Here is a 17,978-nt window from a genome sequence, read left to right as displayed (position 1 = left end):
GCGTTGGATAAACTCTCAATGCCTTCACTGCTGGTACAGTCCTGCTCGGCCACAAAGAATCAGGTGACGGAGCCGACACAGGCACTAGACGTCTACGACGGATACTTTTTCAGAATTATCAAAAAGGCGAAACGAGAGGAGGCCTTCGATCCCGATATCGACATCTGTATACTCTCTGCAGAATACGGAATCATCGACACTGAGGACGCGATAACTACGTACGACCGACGGATGACCACTTCTCGCGCTGAGGAACTCCGAGATCAGGTGACCGATGCTATTCGTAAACGTATCGAAGAAAAGAGATACGACGAGATTGTCCTAAACTTGGGAAAGGAGTACCTACAAGCGGTTGGTGATTTATCCGATCGGTGTGATGTCGACATATCGACAGTCCAAGGGGACGGTATCGGGGAGAAGGGAAAACAGCTGAAGCGATTCGTTCGGTCGGACACTGTTCCCGCGGTGATTACCTGATGGCCCCTTCCGGCTCACAACGTCTTGATGACGGACTGTTCGAGATTATTAGCGAGGCTGGAGACGCTCGAAGCGGTGTGCTCAGGATTGACGATACCGAGTTGGAAACACCCAACCTGCTACCGGTGGTGAACTTCTACGCCGGTGGCACCGATTCCAGCCTTTACGGCGGTGGGATCCACCGTACAATAAAGGAGTTCATAAACGGCGACGATGTCGTAAACGGTGGTGATTACAGTCGATATTTCGATGGTGTGATGACCTCTGTTTCGTCACTCACGGACTACGGTATCTCAAGAGAACGGTACGAAGACTACATCTCCGAACCAATCAGAGACCGCGATGTGTTCGATTTTAATGGCACCCTTTTCCTTGACTCAGGTGGGTTCAAATTTCTCGGAGACGGAACTTTAGATGGCAGCGACTTTGAGGTCGAAGTCGATCAAGAAGCAATCGTTGAAATACAACGGAAACTTGGTGGAGACGTTCTTGTAAATCTTGATCGACCAATTGAGCCGGACGATGACTACTTGACTCGTGTCGAGAAAGCACGACTTACAGCCGAAAACGTCGACGAGTTCCTTAACCTCACAACTCGAGACGACACGCGATATCTGACACTCCATGGGTACAACTATTCAATGCTCGATACATTTCTCACAGAAATTGAGAAAGTCATCGGTCAGGACCGTGTCCATCGTGAATTTGATGGGGTCGCCCTCGGGAGTCTCGTTCCACTCAAAGATAATAAGGGGAAGCTGATCACTGCAGTGAGTGATTGCCGTGAAGTTTTGAGTGACTGGGGGTTTGAGGAACTCCCACTCCACGTGCTTGGGATCTCATCTAGTGCGATTCCTCTCTTGGCAGCAGTCGGTGCAGACACGTTTGATTCATCATCATATATTCACTCCGCGATTAACGGGAAATACGATACATCATTGTACAATTCAGAGCCCATAGACGAAGTCGATTTTACAGAATGTGACTGTCAGGTCTGTAGTGATGACGTGTTAGTTAATCGGATGGAAGGGAACGTGGAGTACCAGAAGGACAAACTCGGTACCGTTGCAATGCATAACCTGATCATCCAAAAAGAGGAAATAAAACGTATCCAATCCGCAATTCAAACTCCGGGAGACGAAGCGCTGATTTCGTATATCGAGCAGTCTCTGGGCCGAGAAAAGTCGATGCAACAGCACGCGCATCGCGTTGTAAACGAATCACTCGGGGGGTACTTCTGAATGTCAACGACGAAAACACCACAAGTAAACGAAGTAAACGAATTTTTAGAGATCGCTAGCGACTTTGAGGACCCACTTGAAGTAATCCGCGAGTCGCTGTCGAACAGTTATGATGCCGGTGCGACGGAAGTGGAAATTACCATTCGAGACCGATCGATTGGATCAGAAATCGTTATCGAAGACGACGGAGAGGGAATGGATCACGCTGATCTTGAGTCGTTCTTTGATCTCGGAAATTCCACGAAACGAGGCCACCAAAACGGCTCGATCGGGTACAAAGGTCACGGAACAAAAATTTTCTACAAAAGCGAAGAGGTACTCGTCAATACCACGAAGAACGGGACCAACTTACGCGCACAGATGGATCAGCCGTGGGAAAAGCTCAATAACCGGACTATGCCCGAGTATGTGCTGAATGAGGAGACAGTCAAAGAAGGGAACTCCGGGACACATATTCGTATTACCGGATTTAAATCCGGCTACGGTTTCTCGCCAGCATCGCTTACCTACAACAAGATCGAGCACTACCTGAAATGGAAGACGCTCGCCGGATCAACAGGTCACTTCTTCACAGATGATTTCCGAGAAATGGAGATAACGGTCATCCTCGGAGACGAGATTGATGACACACGAGACCGACTGGTAATGAACAACAAGCTTGAGTTCCCGTCCGAGCAGCGGGAGCCCGGAGAAGGCCAATTCTCGGAATCGCGGATGTGTAAACACTACCCGCCACGGGAACTCACCGCCGAGACCGAAAATGGAACTGAAACAACTGTAGAAGTGGTTGGAATGGTAGGAGGTAAAGACGCTCGTAACGAGCTTCCTACTTACGGGAAGCACTCGGCACAGTTCGGCGTCTGGCTGGCAAAAGATCATATCAAAGTTGAACGAGTCAATGACACCATCTCACACGACAACGAGTTCCTCCATTTCTTCTTCATTGCAAACTGCCAAGACCTTGAGTTGTCGGCAAACCGCGAAAAGATACGGAACAAGTCTAGCCCGGTGTATCAGACAATCGTAGAGGAACTCAGTCACTACCTTTCGAAGATCGCATCAGATCCGTGGTTCAAAGACTACTTGTCCCACCGTCGTAAGGCGAAACTCACCCGTCGCGCAGAATCCCAACAATCTTCCATCGAAAAGCGCGAGCAACGGATTCACGAGCGTGATCGGTTCACGCCATCGAACGACGCCGAAGTCGTCCTTGGATTAGAGCGCTCGAACCGCTTTGGAGCTGAGCCGGAGATTACAATTGAAGATTACGACCCAAATGCAGAGGTCAATGCGTTGGTGCGTCAAGATACCAACCTCTATGCGAGTTCGATCCATCGTCGGCTCACAGATCATTTTAAGGCAGATAAACCGCTTGAGAGCGTCGATAAAATCATTTGTTGGTCGTACGGCGACCGCGATGAGCTGAGCGAGCTTGAGCGTTCAGGATATCATAGTGGAGAGGTTACGATTGACCTCGAGAAGAACCGACTGATATATAATAATGGTCGTCGGCATAATATCCATATTGTCACGGTTCAGGACAGACTGTAGCAGATCCAATTGAGACCGTCTCATCGCGGAACGACCGAACTTATCACATCCCATCGTCAATGGAGTGTAGAGAATGGCATCGTTTGAGACCGACACGACTGACGATGCTGGCAACGCACGCCGCGGTACTATCCACACACCACACGGCGATGTTCAGACACCAGCGTTCTTTCCCGTAGTCAATTTCATCGGTGGACCCAACGAAAAGTCCGGCGGAATTTGGAGTCGATTGAGGAATCATCTCTTCGGAGAACCCGAGTTTCAAGGTGCGATGTTCCAAGCGATGAGTTTTTTGGATTTCAATATCACTCCCGAATCGCTTGAGAACTGGCGCTCGAAACCGATCCATAATCACTTCACTGATCATAAACCGGTCAAGCCGTATCACTCACAGCCGGAGAATTTCACCAAGCCGTTGTTTGTAGACTCAGGCGGATTCAAGCTTCTAAACTCCGACACGTTCGGTGACCCGCCAACGGAGGGAGGCGATGACAATGAGTGGGCCATCTACACGAATCCAGAGAGTATTCTAGACTTACAGCTCGATTATGGCGCTGACATTATCGCTACCCTAGACTACCCGATCCCACCGAATCTGAACGATGAGGAGACGACTCAACGAATGGAAGACAGTATTGACAGCGCCATACGCTGTCTTGAACTCTTGGAGGATCAGTCAGATCCGCCCGCGGTATATGTCGCTATTCATGGTCACGACTACGAAACGATCAATTGGTACGTTGGGACATTCCTTGACCGTGCGACGCACATTGACAAGTCATTTGAGGGATTTGCAATCGGGTCACTCGTCCCACTCCGAACGAACGTCGAAATGCTGGTTGACATCGTGCAAGGTGCGAAGGATGCGATTCCTGCGGATAGAAAAAATGATCTCGGGCTTCATTTATTCGGGATTAGTGGGAAGTTCACGGCGCTCCTGACGCTTCTTGGCGCGGATTCATTTGACTCGTCAAGCTATATGCAAGCAGCACAGTTCAAGAAATTCATCAATCGAGAGATTGGAGTTTCAGATGAGAAATTCGTCCGGAATCCGAACGCTTCGACACACGACTTGGGTGATTTTGGTGTCGATGTCGACCGGACAGCCGACGCACGATGGGTAGCGGACTGGTCGAAATTCACTGCGGATCAGATTCCCGACGACTGGGGCTGTCAATGTCCCGCATGTGAGCATCTACGGCGGATAGGTTTCGAGCAACTACAGGTCACGATGTACGACAGCGAGTCGTATGATCCAGATGGAAAGTATATGAAGAGCGATTTTTATGCACTAATGAGTTATCATAACTTCTGTGTTTACCAAGATGAAATGAATTATGTGCGGGAGCTGATCAACGACGGTGACGGCAAGTTGCTTGAATACGTTGCCAAGATGGCTCGCAACGATGTGGGGAACATCAAGCGGGCATTAAAACGGGCAACAGTCCGAGACCGTGAATTGGCACAGCAGCTCCGTGAGCGCGGCTACAATCGACTAACCGCCGATCAAAGTGATGCAGAGCAGGAACGGCTTGATTTGGATATTCCAGTCGATGACCAAGAGATCTCGCTTGAACACACACCGGAAGACTTCAACATTCTTCAACGGAAGGACTACCAGGTCGGTGATGAGCGCGTACTACTCGTTCTCCCGTGTAGCCAAACTAAGCCGTATTCTAATTCCCGAACACACCGTGTCGTGGCAGACGCAACCGCTGAGTGGAGCAGTAAGATTCACAAAGTAACTGTCTCCGGTATGTACGGCCCCGTACCCGAGCAGTACGAGAGTCTCTCGCAGATTAAATCATACGAGTACGTGCTGACAAACGCTGAGAAACAGCGCAAACAACTCGTCGCGGACCGTTTGGTCTCCTACCTCGAGGAATACGGCTCACAGTTCGATGCCATTGTTGGCTATGCGACCAGCAAAACCTACCGCACCATAATAGAGCAAGCGTTCTCCGAGTACGGAAATGGCGTTGTCCTTCCAAAAGATCCGAAAATGCGCGCGCTCACTGAACACTTCAGAGCAACTAATCTTGAAGAGCTATCTGAGCACCTAAATGACGTGCTCCCATCGACACCACCCCAGTAATCGCTGGGCCCATTATTGATATCTTCGAGGCTCTAATATATCATATCGGTTGATCCAATCGCCAATTGCTCTCCGGCAGTTCAAGGTTACTTGAATCAGATCCACACTTCGCAAGGATGCTAAAATAATATAGCATCTGTTCCTTCTCAGCAATCGAGGGTGTAGAAGACTATCAACTATTGAGGATTTCAATTGAGCTGTTGATTCAAAATTTTGTTTATCCGCGGTTTGATGAATTAAAAGCTGGAACAAGCGTCCATATAGTGCAACAAGTATTATTACCTATCTGCCAATCCAAGTTAGTATGACAGAACTGCCGACCGACGATCAAGACGAATCAAAGACCGAGGAGATCCAAACTGAGATCAATACCAATGTTTCTCATAAGGGTAAAGGAACTGTCTACGCTGTTCAGACTGTGATGGAAGGAAATCGTCGAGTTGACTGGAAGATAGGACATATTGATGGTACCTTCGCCGAGGGTTCAGATTACTACTACAAAGACGAGCTATTCCATAGCAACGATCTCCAGAAGATGTCCGAGAATGGCTCTCTCGGGAAAAAAATTAAGAATAAAACCTTCTATGAGCTTTTAGAATCAGACATTTCTACTGATGGTGGAAAGCTGACGGAAAAGAAGGTGTACGACCTCAATAGAGTAGATGCAGCCGAATGGGCTACTGAGTATTTAGACGGGAATATGCGTCCAGAAATAATTCTGGATGAATGGTGGGAGGATATGAAGTCCCTGTATGATGAGGGGGAATTAGAGTAAAAATCGTGTAAAGCGATCGATTTAAATAAACGTATTCTCATTACCTCTTTCCGGCTGACACGTAATCTGTGTTGCTTCCATTTCCGTCTATCAAGCATCAATTTAGACGGTCCATCTTCGTAGGTGGTATCGCGAATTCTGTGAACGGTGTTGACGTGCCGCCGTCTTCAACGTCAAACAATAATCTCGACGCATTCATCGGATTCAACAAAGTATGTTCAAACATTTCGAGAGTCTATACTAGGAGAAATCACTGGAACCTCAAACGAACATTAAGCCTCTGAATAATGCAGCCCAATACACTTAGACAAGCACAGGAGAAGAACTCGAGCCTCTTGGTTAAACTAAATAAAATATAGATTCTCAAAAAATAGATCCCACTTTTAGTTGTCAGATTCCTCAACTCCAAGAAATTCCTCAAGGTTCTGCTCTAAGATCCTTTTGTGTTCGTACAGAGTTCGCCGAGTATCGTCGCTGTGATTTGCATATTTAATCTTGTCTACCATTCGATTGATATGCTCGATCTTTTGCTTGACGCGATTGTAGGGCTGACGGCGGAACGATTGCTCATCCTTAGACATAAGTGCGAAAGTACCATTTGGTGTTCCAGTATCGATCGTATCTATCTGAACCGTGATATTGTTCCCATCCGCAAAGTTCAGATACGGTTCGAAATCGGCTAGCAACTTTTGTTCTGCGCGGTCAGTCTGGTCCGTGATCCACCAAGCGACTGTAGCAATGTCCCAGGGATCGAGTCGGCCATAGCTTGAGACACTCGAATCTTGGCGAACGAAATGTTGGCGTAGTCGGTTGCGAAGGTTACTAGTTTGACCCGCGTATGCTGGCGTATCGTCTAGGTCAAACATACAATAAACACCTGGATCGGTTGGGATTGAGCTAAGATCCACGATTACGGGTTGAGTATCTAGTGTATAATAAATATTTGACTGCGGTGAGCCGTGTTAAGTAGGAATAAGGTAGTCGTGTGGTCGGATGCTCTATATTCGGCCGCCACAGAGGTAATCTCAACTGAATCGACTTGGTGTGTGTGAAGCGGGAACGGACATATCCCAACGGGCATTTGAAGTAAAACTTGAAAATATTGGTGTCGATCGAAGTATTGAGGATCACGGCAACGGAGAACTGCGTATCTTGGCAGTTACTACTGAGTGATTTCAGCTCAATCTGTCACGGCTTGTTGACTACTTAAGCTACCATCAGGATGGCCGGGCACCGATTGGTTACATTTCCATAGAGGATAATCACAAATACCGAAGGTCAATCCACATACTGAACGCCCCCAGACGTCAACGTCTTGCGTGAAATACCGAGGAAGCAAACCCCGCGGCACTCTCGCTGAATCTCTGTAGACACCCTCCACTGTTTCCGAAGCTTTTCGCGATGTGATTATCGGAGGACCCGGGTATGCGTGATACTCACAGAGAGCCAAGATCTCGACGTCTATGAAGAGAATTTCTTACCAAACAACGCCTGGTTATTTGATTAGATTTGTTAGATAAGAACCGATCATATTTTTGCGGTTTGAATCAGAAATCGGCTAGTAGAGCAGTTCACAGCCTGTTCTTCACTCGACGTAGTGGTGTGGTGGCACTCAAAAATCGTAAATGGATATTCGTTCATCCGAAAGATCTGCTCCACCGAACTACAGCACTGTTTCCGGAGCTTTCGGAGGTTGGAACACTCCACTATTTCCGGAGCTTTGCTTAACTCAATCGCAGACCGAGAACTCCAACTTAGAGAGATCCTCAAGTCACAACATCCGTCTCCTCCACTGTTTCCGAAGCTTCGAGAGAACCAACCCCCTCCACCGTTTCCGGAGCTTTTTCCAGATTAAACAGTCAATTAAAATTGATATCCTAACAACAACATTAATCCATGGATAAGATTCAATAATCGGAAATATCGGACTGCAGGAGGTTGTTTTCATCAGCTGTCGACCGGATGATCTTTGCAGGTCCTTCAAAACGGTTCGTCGAGAGAAGAACCTCCAGAACGGCCTTCAATGGAACATCCAGATCGTATTCATGATAGCGACCAGCGGAGAGTCCTTCATTCCGTTCATACACGCTGATGAGACCAAGCATGTTCATATCGGAGAGGTGATCGCGAACACGGCGTTCACTGACGTTATCAGCGTCGAGACGTTCACAGATTTTCACATATCGTTGGTACAGGTCACGAGATCGCACTGGAACCTCACCAATCGCCTGATGGTATGCGAGCGCACAAAGCACTGCATGGCCTTGCGTCGTGAGTTCCTGCATCCCCTCGTAGAGTTGGTTCTTTTCGAGTTCGTCCTGGGCATTCCGGACATGCTCTTCAGAAACAGTTTCAGTATCGTCTGCTTGGGCTAGCTCGCCGGCTTCGCGAAGAAGCCGGATCGCTTGCCGGGCGGACCCAGTATCCTGTGCAGCAAACGCCGCACAAAGTGGAACGACATCGTCATTGAGGACATCGTCGTGAAAAGCTTTCTCGGCACGCGGGTTAAGGATCGATCGAAGCTGATTCGCGTCATACGGTGGGAAGAGAATCTCCTTTTCAGCTAATGTGTCCTTAACTTTCGGTGAGAGATTTTCTCGGAACTGGAAATCGTTACTGATTCCGACGATCACCGGTCGGACATCCTCGACGTAGCCGTTCGATCGTGCTCGGGGGAGACCATAGAGGATATCGTCGGAGTGACCGATATTGTCGATCTCGTCGAGGACGATCACGACAGTTCCACCGAATTCATCGAGTTCTTCGTATAGAATATCGAAGACTCGTTGTTGCGAATACCCTGTTGTACTGATGCGGTCTTTGTCCTTGCTCTCTCGGAGTTCATTAACGAGAGTAACCGCCACCTGGTAGGATGAGGAGAGATTCTCGCAGCTGACCCAGACAGTCGAGAGCTCGACATCGTCATACTCGGTCGCATCGTTCTCGAGGTGGGAGAGCATAAACTTCGTCGCGACAGTCTTTCCCGTCCCCGTCTTCCCGTAGAGAAAGATGTTCGATGTCGGGCGATTGTCGATGATCGGTTGGAGGGCACGCTTGTACTTCTCGAGTTCCTCGTCGCGTTCACGGATGTCTTCCGGCTCGTAGGAGTCGTCAAGGGGTTCAGCATCCGCAAACACCTGACGATCTCGCTGAAACATCCCCATGAAAGGTGGCCTCACACCACGATGCTATAAAACCACCGCTTCCTTAGTTTCCGAAGCGTCCCAAGCTCGGTAGTATATAAACAAACACCCACCACCGTTTCCTAAGATACCTTTCTTTTTATAACACACTCACTCCACTATTTCCGAAGCTATTGTTGAAACGCACCCACCCCTCTGACGAACTCAGTTAATAAGGGAAAGTATTAAGATACTATGCTAGAAACAGTGTCCGTAGTACCCTAGAAAAGAACAGTAATAAATAAAATATATTTATTTTATTATATTAGGATCCGAGATGATTCAACGTTCTCCGGCAATATCTTCTGTATCCTACGCCCTCACCCTCTTTCTCTAGACGATAGCTTCGGAAACAGTGGAGTGAGGGTCTTAGTCGTCTTTCGTCAAGAAAAGCTTAGGAAACAGTGGAGGGTAACTCATAATTCGATACGAGAATCACGTCCCAGAGAAGTTCTCGGCAAAGAGTACCTGTTCAAAGAAACGCTCAACACGTCTAATCGTTCGTTTTCACACACGTTGACCGAAGATGCAGCTCATACCAAACTCCAGAGCTTCGGAAACAGTGGTGTGTCTCGCCGTCTTTCGAGGATATTTGCAACTCTTCGCGTATTGAGTCGCTCCGGAGTACCATTGTATCCGTAGCAACCTGATCGTTGTCTATTCCTCGATATAGGTCTTCTTAACCAGATAAGCTTCGGAAACTGCGGAGTGCTTAACCTCTAGTCTTACCTAACGTTTAATTACGATTACGTCTGTTTGTTTGGTAAGATAATGTCTACTCAACCACCGGCGCCCGATTCATTACCGAACTATCTCGCTGAGGGAATCCCCAAACAGGACAATCCCACTCTCCACGACCTCCAGGAATGGATCGACGATCTTCTCGCATACCGCCACGATGTCAATGCTGACGAGATCGACGTTACCGAGAATGAATCGATCGAAGCAGTTGAGGACTCAAGCGACGGGACAGTCGTGATCAAGAAAGTCAGCTGTGGCAAAGATGGTTGTAAATGCCAACAAGGCAATTTACACGGTCCTTACAAGTACATCGTCCGTCGACAGGGAGGAAGTCTTGACTGGGAATACAAGGGGGCAGTCTCTGAGTGAAATTTTCTTCTTCAAAAGTTAGCAAACCCTCCGATTTGTTCACGCAAATTGATCGAGGAACGACTTGTCTAGCTTGACTCCAAATGTTGCAAACCCGGGATAAACAAACTGGTAGAGACGAACAGTAACTGCAGGATTCACACTCATCTGAACATATGCCTCGCGTTTGCTCAACCCGTGTTCTGAGACTAGCTCCTCCATCATAGCAACAAAACAACCGTTAACCGCTTCTTCAACTGTTCCAGCATTCAACGCAGAATCAACGTGGATTATTGATTCGTCGTCTTCAATTCGAAAGACACCGGGGACAGGTGTCTCGACGATGTCGATACTAAGTACAATCTCGGCAGTTGACTCAACTGCAATCCCGGTATATTCGGAATCACTCTGCGAAGCGTGTACATCTCCGACAAAGAGTAGCCCACCATCGTTAAACGATGTGAGATAGACAGTACTTCCCTGGTTGAGATCCCGGACGTCCATATTACCACCCCAGGGACCTTGGGAGGTAACTGACTCTTGAACGGTTCGTCCCGGTGCAGTGGTGATCGTTCCGATGTGCGGATTCAGATCCCAGGCCCATTCGTGATCTTCTATTTCAAGATGAGCAGTTCCATCAGCTGTTGTTCCACTTGGACCTGGCTTGAGCGTCACCTCGTGGGCGTGGTTAACTGGGCATTCTTCCCAACCACTCCTTCCTGCGAGACTTCCAAATCCTTCCATTGTCGTTGTTACGCCTCGTTGGGGGCGAATCTCTTCTACAGTTACTGCTAGGGTGTCGCCTCGTTCGGCACCATCCACGTAGATGGGGCCAGCTAGGGGATTGGCATCGAACACTGGCGGTGGTGCCTGCATATTGGGTACATCTTCGGCTGTGAACTCTCCGAATCCGTGGTCAAAGAGTACTCCTTCAAATGCATCCCACGTTTCAACTCTGAATGACTCACCTGGACTTACTTCCAGAAGGGGTTCCATGTCACGACCAAACTCGTATTTAGTTGCGTCTTCTCTCGCAATGCTCTTCATATGTGAACACACACCGCGATTGTTGATAACTATTATGCAACATTGAGGGGAAAATTTCAATAAGAATGAGTTGAACACACTGGTTTTTCTGTATATGTCAGTTGAAGATTGGTGACCCAGTGACTAGCAGATATGTTCTGTCCTAATCTGTTGAGTTAACAGAATTCAAGGAGAAAGCACTGGGCTTGACCCCGAGGTACTTCACTCACCTCGCTCGACAGCACTGCCGATTTCACGTATGGTTGCTATTTTCGTTGAACCAGACACTCAAGACCGTGGATCCCGTATCAATACCCACTCCCTCTCTAGCAATGTCGATGTCTGCTTCAGCTCGTATCGCGTGTGCATCTCCACAATTTGTTGACCAGGCTGAGCCATCGCTACTGGATGACTGGCTCACCTACTACGATCCGTCGATCGTCCTCTTAACGGGCCGCTCTCCCGAACCGCGTGCTGCAAGTCATCTTCGACGACAACTCGATTCAGAAACTCTTCTGTATCATCCTGCGAGTGACGCACCAGCGAGTGGTCCACGTCGTATCGATGGTGTTCAGTTCGTACTCTCTCCCACTGAACAGACCCTTTGCAAACTCCGTGAGTATGAACACCGAGATCTCAATGTCGATCGGCCATCGTTCGTCCTTAGTGGACTCCTCGAACTGGATGTGGATACAACATCACTTTCGACCACACTTGTCGGTCGCGAAGAGTATGTCTCGTCCCTTCAAACGAACCAACTTGAGGGTGAGTACGTCCACATCTCGGCGTCCCTTCCGGCTGACTACCGCCGTGAGTGGGATGGGCTCTCCGTTATTGGTGGGGGGATCGATTCGGGATATGCCGGCACTCCTCTGGTTGCACTTGACTGTCGCGATGACGGACGTGTACTCACGCGTTCAGTAACACGATCGCAACTCGGGCTTCGAGCGTTGGATCAGGTTGGAGGAAAACGTGCACAACAGCTCCGAGAAGCAGGTTTCACGAGTCGTGAAGATATTGCCAGCACCTCCACGAGTTCGCTGTCCGATCTTCCTGGGCTCGGGCAGACGATCGCCGACCGCATCCAGCAAAGCGCAACGGCGATCGCTCACGACGAGATCGTACGCAAATCTGACGACCCGCTTCCAAACGGAGATCCTGTGTACATCGACATCGAAACGGATGGACTCTCTCCCACGATCACGTGGCTTATCGGTGTCTTGGACGGCACAGCAACGGATGGCCGATATCTGTCGTTTATCCAGACGAACCCTGACGAGCCAGGCCGGGCGATCGAGGACTTTCTAGCGTGGTATACAGCGAATGCGAGCCATCGTCCTCTCGTCGCGTACCGTGGTTGGAAGTTCGACTTCAGCGTTATTCTTGATCACATCATCGAGTATTGCCCACACTACGAGGACGACTGGAACAGTACCTATCGCTTCGATCCCTACCAGTGGGCAGTTGAGAAGCAGAACGCGATCCTTCCTGGCCGCACGAATAAACTCGAAGATGTCGCCGCAGCGCTTGGTTACGAACGTGACGAGACCGGATTGACTGGAGCTGCAGTTGCCAGGACATATCAACAATGGATGGCGGACCGATCCCCGTCGACGGAGCCGGATTGGGACCGATTCGAGTCCTACTGTGAAGACGATGTCCGCGGACTCGCTGTGATCTATGAGTCACTCGCGAAGAGTAACCGTATCGTATCGACCAACGAACCATCTCGCGATATCACGGAAACAACCACACAGCAACGTCTCTCTGATTGGTAACTATGAGCTCAGATCCAGACCCACCGGAGTACGCCCCAATTACTGCTCGAGGACTCGAACGAACGTTTCCCCAGTACGAGGGTCAGTTACAACACGCCGAATCCGTATCTGCACAAGCCGGTGCATACGTTGATCCGCACGAAGTACTCGGTGCTGGGCTCGCTGATTCGATCAGTGAGTCTGTGGGGGATCTCTACACCCACCAGGCATCTGCCCTCCGTCACTTAGCAGATGGTGATGATGTCTGTGTCGCAACCTCGACGTCATCGGGAAAAACCTACGTCTATGCCCTTCAAATTGCTCGGAACTATCTCGCGGATCCGGATTCGACGGCACTTCTCGTCTACCCGACGAAGGCGTTATCTCGAGATCAGGAACAGGAACTCAACGAGTTCTTCAGCACGCTGGGATTGAACATTTCCGTTCGAGTATACGACGGCGATACTCCCCAGAATCGCCGAAAGCAGATTCGGGAAACGGCCGACGTTATCATCACGAACTTCGTCGGGATCAACGTCTACTTGGCACACCACACGCGATGGCACACGTTCTGGGCAAACTGCGACCTTCTCGCGATCGACGAATCCCACACGTACACGGGCGTCCACGGGATGCACGTTGCGTGGACGATCCGCCGATTACGACGGATCCTGGAACACTACGACAGTGACCCGCAGATCGTCTGTACCTCCGCAACGATCGGGAATCCCTCTGAACACTCGCGGCGACTGACCGGGAAATCGTTTACCGTCGTTGATGAAGACGGCTCGCCTCGAGGCAAGCGTGACATCGCGTTCTGGAAGCCACCCGTCGACGACGGGCTGTTGGGTCCTGATGCCGACTTCGAGGAGTTTCAACAGGCGCAAACGAATCCTGTTCGCGAAGCGAGTTCCGTTCTTGCGCATCTTGGACTCAACGGCACCCAGACGCTGATGTTCACTCGGAGTCGGAAGAACGCGGAGCTCGGAGCGAAATACGCCAGTAACGCGGCGAGTTCTCACCCAAACTCCGGCTATCTAAGCGTCGAACCGTACCACGCCGGCCTGGGGAAGGAGACACGTCGTGGAACCGAATACCAGTTCAAGAGCGAGCAACTTGACGGCGTCACGTCGACGAATGCCCTCGAGCTCGGGATCGACATCGGTTCGATGGATGCAACGATACTCACGGGATATCCGGGTACCCGACAGTCGTTCTGGCAGCAGATCGGACGATCCGGCCGTGGCGATTCTGATGCCCTCTCGGTGTTCGTTGCTCGTGCAGACGCGATCGACCAGTACATCCTCGATGATCCTGCGTACGTTCTCGGCGATGCGATCGAGGATGCCGTCATTGGGCTCGAGAACAACCCTGTCTACGCACAGCATATCCTGTGCGCTGCACAAGAACACCCGCTGACGGCCGCCGATCGGGAGTGGTTCGATGGAGATCGCCTCGATCGTGCCGTCGAGATGTGGATCGATGCCGGAAAACTCGCAGGAGATCTGTCGCGAAGCGTCCGCTATACCGGCTCTCCGCGACCGCAATCCGACATCTCGATGTATACGTCCTCAGATATCCAGTTCGACGTCCGCTGTCAGGATCGGGACATCGATATGGAGCCGATCGACCGTGAACGAGCATATCGAGACCATCACGAAGGCGCGCTCTTTCTCCACAACGGGGTCCAGTACGAGGTCGTTGACTTCGTCGAAGACGTTCCGAACCCCTCCATCACCGTCGAAGAGGTTCGGACAAACGAGTATACCGAGACGATCTCCGAAAAGACCGTTCGTAATATCGATCCGGAGGCGACCCGAGAGCTCGGGAACGGATACCAGCTCTCTTGGGGAACGGGTACCGTCGAGATCCATTATACCCACTTTCGGCGGAAGGACATCAATTCTGGCTCAGCGACCCAACCGTTACGACCCACGGGCCTTCCGCCGATCGAACTCAATACACAGTTGATGTGGATCGAAACTCCACCGTCACTGCAGGATGACGTCCTTCGCGAGATCACGGGTGAAGATTCTTCGACGCTAACGGACAGCGACGTAATGGAAGTCTTTGGTGGTGGCCTCCACGGCGCCGAACACGGAATGATCAAGCTCACACCCCTCGAACTGCGGATGGACAAATCCGACCTTGGCGGCTTGAGTACTATCGCGCACCCGGAGACGGGCGTTCCAACGTGGTTCATCCACGACGCCGTCGAAGGAGGGCTCGGCTTTACCAAACGAATCTTTGACCAAACAGCGACGATCGCTGAACGGACTCGCGAGCGAGTGAGCCAGTGTGACTGTAACGGAACGAGTGGTTGTCCCGCTTGTATAATGGACTCTCAATGTGGGAACCAGAACCGGTTCCTCCATACTGACGCCACACTGCTTGTACTGGACAATCTGATCAACCAGCTCTAGACAGTCGTCTGGCACGATAGTGTTCCTTCAAAACGGGTTCGCTAGATCTGTTTGCGTTAGTCGAATGGCCCCTTGTTGGACTGCGTTTTCGACAGCCGACTGATCGGTCATTAGAAAACAGTTGTAGCCATTGATTGTCCGCTGGACGACGGATTCTTTGAAGATATTGTCTGGATGATCGGTATATTTCTTCACCACCACGACGAACTCCTCGGTCACGTCGACGTCCACGAGTCCATATCCGTGCTCCTCGAGAAATTCCCGGAGTTCTTCAAACTCGTTCGCAGGAACTTCGAACCGATACTGGTGGTTGTTGTAGTACTGCTTCAGCCGATCGAATACCTCGTCGTCATCGAAGAAATGCTTGAAGAGATGGACATCGTCGACGACGAAGACGTTGACCCGTTCGTCACCTGCTCGGCGGAATTCCGCCATTTCACTCTATTATTGAGACTACATATAATTGAATATACCGCCAGTAGCCACTCTGAACGTATTTTTTCAGTTATAGGGATGTCACATATTGATCACCACCTCTCCCTGGAATACGGCGTGTAGACTGTTGGTGGAAGGACTATCTGACGTCACAGGCTAATGCCTCACCTTGCGCCCTTCGGTGTTCTCAGCCGCTTCACCACGTTGTAGCTCTCGATCTGCTTACGAACTTTGGGATCCCGGTGATTCCGTCTTCCTCGAAGGAGAGTTTTTCGATAGACCCAGGATGGACGGCGTTCACGCGCACATCGGTCTGGCGTTCGGGATATCGGTCTTTGTTAACTCGATGACGACGTGCTTTACGGTGAGAAAGTTTAGATCGGATCCTTCCTCATATGTGCCATCCTCTCTAGTTTGTAGGTTGTTCTTCCCGACGCAATCTCATCCTATGTCTGGTCTACTCTTCGAACGTCATCCCGTATCCCCACTCTTCAAGATGTGCTTCGACCTCATCAAGATGGTCCAGACCAGCCTTCATCAGAGCTTCCCGAAGGTCGGTGATCGAGACGTCGTCGTTGAAACGATCTTCGAGTTCTCGCTGGGCGTCGCGTTCGGCACTCTTGGTTTCACTCTGGAGGAACAATGGAACGCGCTCACGGCCATCTTGAACACCGTCTCGACGAAATTTGTACGGGATCTGTACTGATCGCTGCTGTTGAGACGACTGGGTAGACTCAGCTGTCTCGGTTTCCAACTCGTTCGTGGACGTTTCAGCCGACGTTGATTCACCGGTTTTATCTGTATCTTCATCGCTTGATGTGAAGGGATCTTCGCCGGCACCCTCTTTCATACCCGTCATACGGATAGCACCTCGTGTTCGAGGTCTCCAGGTTCCGGTGGATTCGGCGCTTCAATCCCTCCCTGCTGTTCGATATGACGCGCGATACGGTCGAATTGTGCAAGCGTCTCAATTTCGTACTCTCGCTGCCGGTCTCGGTGTTCGCGAACGTACTCAAATGCCGAACACTGCTGCATCCAACAGCCTTCCATCAACGACGCACGCTCCCCGATAACTTCTGGAATTGGATAGTCGATCTCATCCAGAATCGTCCGCTGATCTCGTGTATTTTTGAATCCAATTGGGACCGCAGCAAGAACGCCAACTTCGACATCCAATTGATCCTCAAGACCTGCAACAAGCGATTCAAGGCCTTCAACGGCAGCTCTCCCCTTCGCGCTCGGTTCAACGGGAATTATGAGTGATCGAGTGGCATGGATCGCATTGTAGAGGTGGGGTCCCTCTGTCGCTGGCGGATCACAAATGAGCACATCATATTTGTCAGGGACACCGGCTTCACGGAGAACGCGGAGTAACTGTGCGTGCATTCCGAATGCCTCTCCCATCGCCTCTGCCTGATCCTTCTCTCGCTGGAGATACTCGGCGAGGTCTGAGAGCATATTATGTTCCGGAATGATATCGACGCCTTCGACGGTCCGGACGAGATCGTCGAAATCTCCGCTTGGTCGACGAATCATATGCCGGACAAGGTTGTCGACAGATTCCGTGCGGTCAGTGTCGACACCGAATAACCGGGATAGGTCCCCATCTTGGGGATCAAGCGGCACGACGAGCGGTCTCAGACCAGCCCGTGCGTGTGCCACTGCCAAGTTTGCGGCCGTCGTCGTCTTGCCTACCCCACCAGCTTCACTGTACGTTGAGTACGCTAGCATACTCACGTAATAGACCCAATTCATCTTTAAAGTTCTGTGTATTCATTCATCTTTGTTGTTCATTATATCGTGTGCCTAGAACAATCAATGAACACAACTAATGAATACATACAATGAACATATCTAATGAATGTATATATTGGGAGTAAACAATGGATTCATTTACCAGTCGATACTAGTGAATTCGGGGGCGTCG

At 50.2% G+C, this 17,978-nt stretch carries 14 protein-coding genes; 8 read left to right on the top strand and 6 right to left on the bottom strand.

Annotation, left to right across the window (positions count from 1 at the left end; all coding sequences use genetic code 11):
- The first annotated feature begins 18 nt into the window (after positions 1-18).
- The 5 genes from yaaA to BLW38_RS11110 all read left to right on the top strand — a co-directional run bounded on the left by yaaA (position 19) and on the right by BLW38_RS11110 (position 6,139).
- Positions 19-477, top strand: a complete 459-nt coding sequence (gene yaaA / locus BLW38_RS11130; protein ID WP_092817302.1) for a peroxide stress protein YaaA — start codon at positions 19-21, stop codon at positions 475-477.
- Positions 477-1,718 (top strand): tRNA-guanine transglycosylase, encoded by a 1,242-nt coding sequence (locus BLW38_RS11125; RefSeq protein WP_245710175.1) that lies wholly within the window; start codon positions 477-479, stop codon positions 1,716-1,718. Before yaaA ends, BLW38_RS11125 begins: the two co-directional genes overlap by 1 nt.
- Positions 1,719-3,269, top strand: coding sequence for an ATP-binding protein (locus BLW38_RS11120; protein ID WP_092817301.1), 1,551 nt, complete (start codon positions 1,719-1,721; stop codon positions 3,267-3,269).
- A gap of 73 nt (positions 3,270-3,342) precedes the next feature.
- Complete coding sequence (locus BLW38_RS11115; RefSeq protein ID WP_245710173.1) at positions 3,343-5,364, top strand: tRNA-guanine transglycosylase; 2,022 nt, start codon at positions 3,343-3,345, stop codon at positions 5,362-5,364.
- A gap of 304 nt (positions 5,365-5,668) precedes the next feature.
- Positions 5,669-6,139 carry a hypothetical protein gene (locus BLW38_RS11110; RefSeq protein WP_092817299.1) on the top strand — a complete coding sequence of 157 codons (471 nt, stop codon included), beginning with the start codon at positions 5,669-5,671 and terminating at the stop codon, positions 6,137-6,139.
- A gap of 383 nt (positions 6,140-6,522) precedes the next feature.
- Here BLW38_RS11110 and BLW38_RS11105 read toward each other — a convergent pair whose 3' ends face one another.
- Both BLW38_RS11105 and BLW38_RS11100 read right to left on the bottom strand, forming a co-directional pair.
- Complete coding sequence (locus tag BLW38_RS11105; protein WP_092817298.1) at positions 6,523-7,005, bottom strand: GIY-YIG nuclease family protein; 483 nt, start codon at positions 7,003-7,005, stop codon at positions 6,523-6,525.
- 1,041 nt (positions 7,006-8,046) lie between these two features.
- Positions 8,047-9,303, bottom strand: coding sequence for a Cdc6/Cdc18 family protein (locus tag BLW38_RS11100; RefSeq protein ID WP_092817297.1), 1,257 nt, complete (start codon positions 9,301-9,303; stop codon positions 8,047-8,049).
- 789 nt (positions 9,304-10,092) lie between these two features.
- Between BLW38_RS11100 and BLW38_RS11095 the strand changes: the two genes are divergently transcribed.
- Positions 10,093-10,431 carry a DUF6788 family protein gene (locus tag BLW38_RS11095; protein ID WP_092817296.1) on the top strand — a complete coding sequence of 113 codons (339 nt, stop codon included), beginning with the start codon at positions 10,093-10,095 and terminating at the stop codon, positions 10,429-10,431.
- A 39-nt stretch (positions 10,432-10,470) separates the two neighbouring features.
- On the opposite strand, the gene BLW38_RS11090 is transcribed toward BLW38_RS11095, so the two are convergent.
- Positions 10,471-11,457 carry an acetamidase/formamidase family protein gene (locus tag BLW38_RS11090; protein ID WP_092817295.1) on the bottom strand — a complete coding sequence of 329 codons (987 nt, stop codon included), beginning with the start codon at positions 11,455-11,457 and terminating at the stop codon, positions 10,471-10,473.
- Between the two features lie 317 nt (positions 11,458-11,774).
- Between BLW38_RS11090 and BLW38_RS11085 the strand changes: the two genes are divergently transcribed.
- Complete coding sequence (locus BLW38_RS11085; protein ID WP_177167485.1) at positions 11,775-13,214, top strand: ribonuclease H-like domain-containing protein; 1,440 nt, start codon at positions 11,775-11,777, stop codon at positions 13,212-13,214.
- Between the two features lie 2 nt (positions 13,215-13,216).
- Positions 13,217-15,616, top strand: coding sequence for a DEAD/DEAH box helicase (locus BLW38_RS11080; protein ID WP_092817293.1), 2,400 nt, complete (start codon positions 13,217-13,219; stop codon positions 15,614-15,616).
- A gap of 27 nt (positions 15,617-15,643) precedes the next feature.
- On the opposite strand, the gene BLW38_RS11075 is transcribed toward BLW38_RS11080, so the two are convergent.
- The 3 genes from BLW38_RS11075 to BLW38_RS11065 all read right to left on the bottom strand — a co-directional run bounded on the left by BLW38_RS11075 (position 15,644) and on the right by BLW38_RS11065 (position 17,782).
- Positions 15,644-16,051, bottom strand: a complete 408-nt coding sequence (locus BLW38_RS11075) for a hypothetical protein (protein WP_092817292.1) — start codon at positions 16,049-16,051, stop codon at positions 15,644-15,646.
- Positions 16,052-16,508: 457 nt separating this feature from the next.
- Entirely contained in the window at positions 16,509-16,910 is a 402-nt protein-coding gene (locus BLW38_RS11070; RefSeq protein WP_092817291.1) for a hypothetical protein, read from the bottom strand.
- Entirely contained in the window at positions 16,907-17,782 is an 876-nt protein-coding gene (locus BLW38_RS11065) for a ParA family protein (RefSeq protein WP_092817322.1), read from the bottom strand. Before BLW38_RS11065 ends, BLW38_RS11070 begins: the two co-directional genes overlap by 4 nt.
- Positions 17,783-17,978 lie beyond the last annotated feature (196 nt).

The organism is Halopenitus malekzadehii, from assembly GCF_900108505.1.
GTDB classification, from domain to species: domain Archaea; phylum Halobacteriota; class Halobacteria; order Halobacteriales; family Haloferacaceae; genus Halopenitus; species Halopenitus malekzadehii.
Note: the sequence above shows the minus strand (reverse complement) of the source record. Positions and strands in the feature narration are given on the sequence as shown.

What these genes read in the sequence shown, in the direction of transcription:
- yaaA (WP_092817302.1), top strand. Translation starts at nt 19, where the DNA reads ATGCCTTCACTGCTGGTACAGTCCTGCTCGGCCACAAAGAATCAGGTG.
- BLW38_RS11125 (WP_245710175.1), top strand. Translation starts at nt 477, where the DNA reads ATGGCCCCTTCCGGCTCACAACGTCTTGATGACGGACTGTTCGAGATT.
- BLW38_RS11120 (WP_092817301.1), top strand. Translation starts at nt 1,719, where the DNA reads ATGTCAACGACGAAAACACCACAAGTAAACGAAGTAAACGAATTTTTA.
- BLW38_RS11115 (WP_245710173.1), top strand. Translation starts at nt 3,343, where the DNA reads ATGGCATCGTTTGAGACCGACACGACTGACGATGCTGGCAACGCACGC.
- BLW38_RS11110 (WP_092817299.1), top strand. Translation starts at nt 5,669, where the DNA reads ATGACAGAACTGCCGACCGACGATCAAGACGAATCAAAGACCGAGGAG.
- BLW38_RS11105 (WP_092817298.1), bottom strand. Translation starts at nt 7,005, where the DNA reads ATGTTTGACCTAGACGATACGCCAGCATACGCGGGTCAAACTAGTAAC.
- BLW38_RS11100 (WP_092817297.1), bottom strand. Translation starts at nt 9,303, where the DNA reads ATGGGGATGTTTCAGCGAGATCGTCAGGTGTTTGCGGATGCTGAACCC.
- BLW38_RS11095 (WP_092817296.1), top strand. Translation starts at nt 10,093, where the DNA reads ATGTCTACTCAACCACCGGCGCCCGATTCATTACCGAACTATCTCGCT.
- BLW38_RS11090 (WP_092817295.1), bottom strand. Translation starts at nt 11,457, where the DNA reads ATGAAGAGCATTGCGAGAGAAGACGCAACTAAATACGAGTTTGGTCGT.
- BLW38_RS11085 (WP_177167485.1), top strand. Translation starts at nt 11,775, where the DNA reads ATGTCTGCTTCAGCTCGTATCGCGTGTGCATCTCCACAATTTGTTGAC.
- BLW38_RS11080 (WP_092817293.1), top strand. Translation starts at nt 13,217, where the DNA reads ATGAGCTCAGATCCAGACCCACCGGAGTACGCCCCAATTACTGCTCGA.
- BLW38_RS11075 (WP_092817292.1), bottom strand. Translation starts at nt 16,051, where the DNA reads ATGGCGGAATTCCGCCGAGCAGGTGACGAACGGGTCAACGTCTTCGTC.
- BLW38_RS11070 (WP_092817291.1), bottom strand. Translation starts at nt 16,910, where the DNA reads ATGACGGGTATGAAAGAGGGTGCCGGCGAAGATCCCTTCACATCAAGC.
- BLW38_RS11065 (WP_092817322.1), bottom strand. Translation starts at nt 17,782, where the DNA reads ATGCTAGCGTACTCAACGTACAGTGAAGCTGGTGGGGTAGGCAAGACG.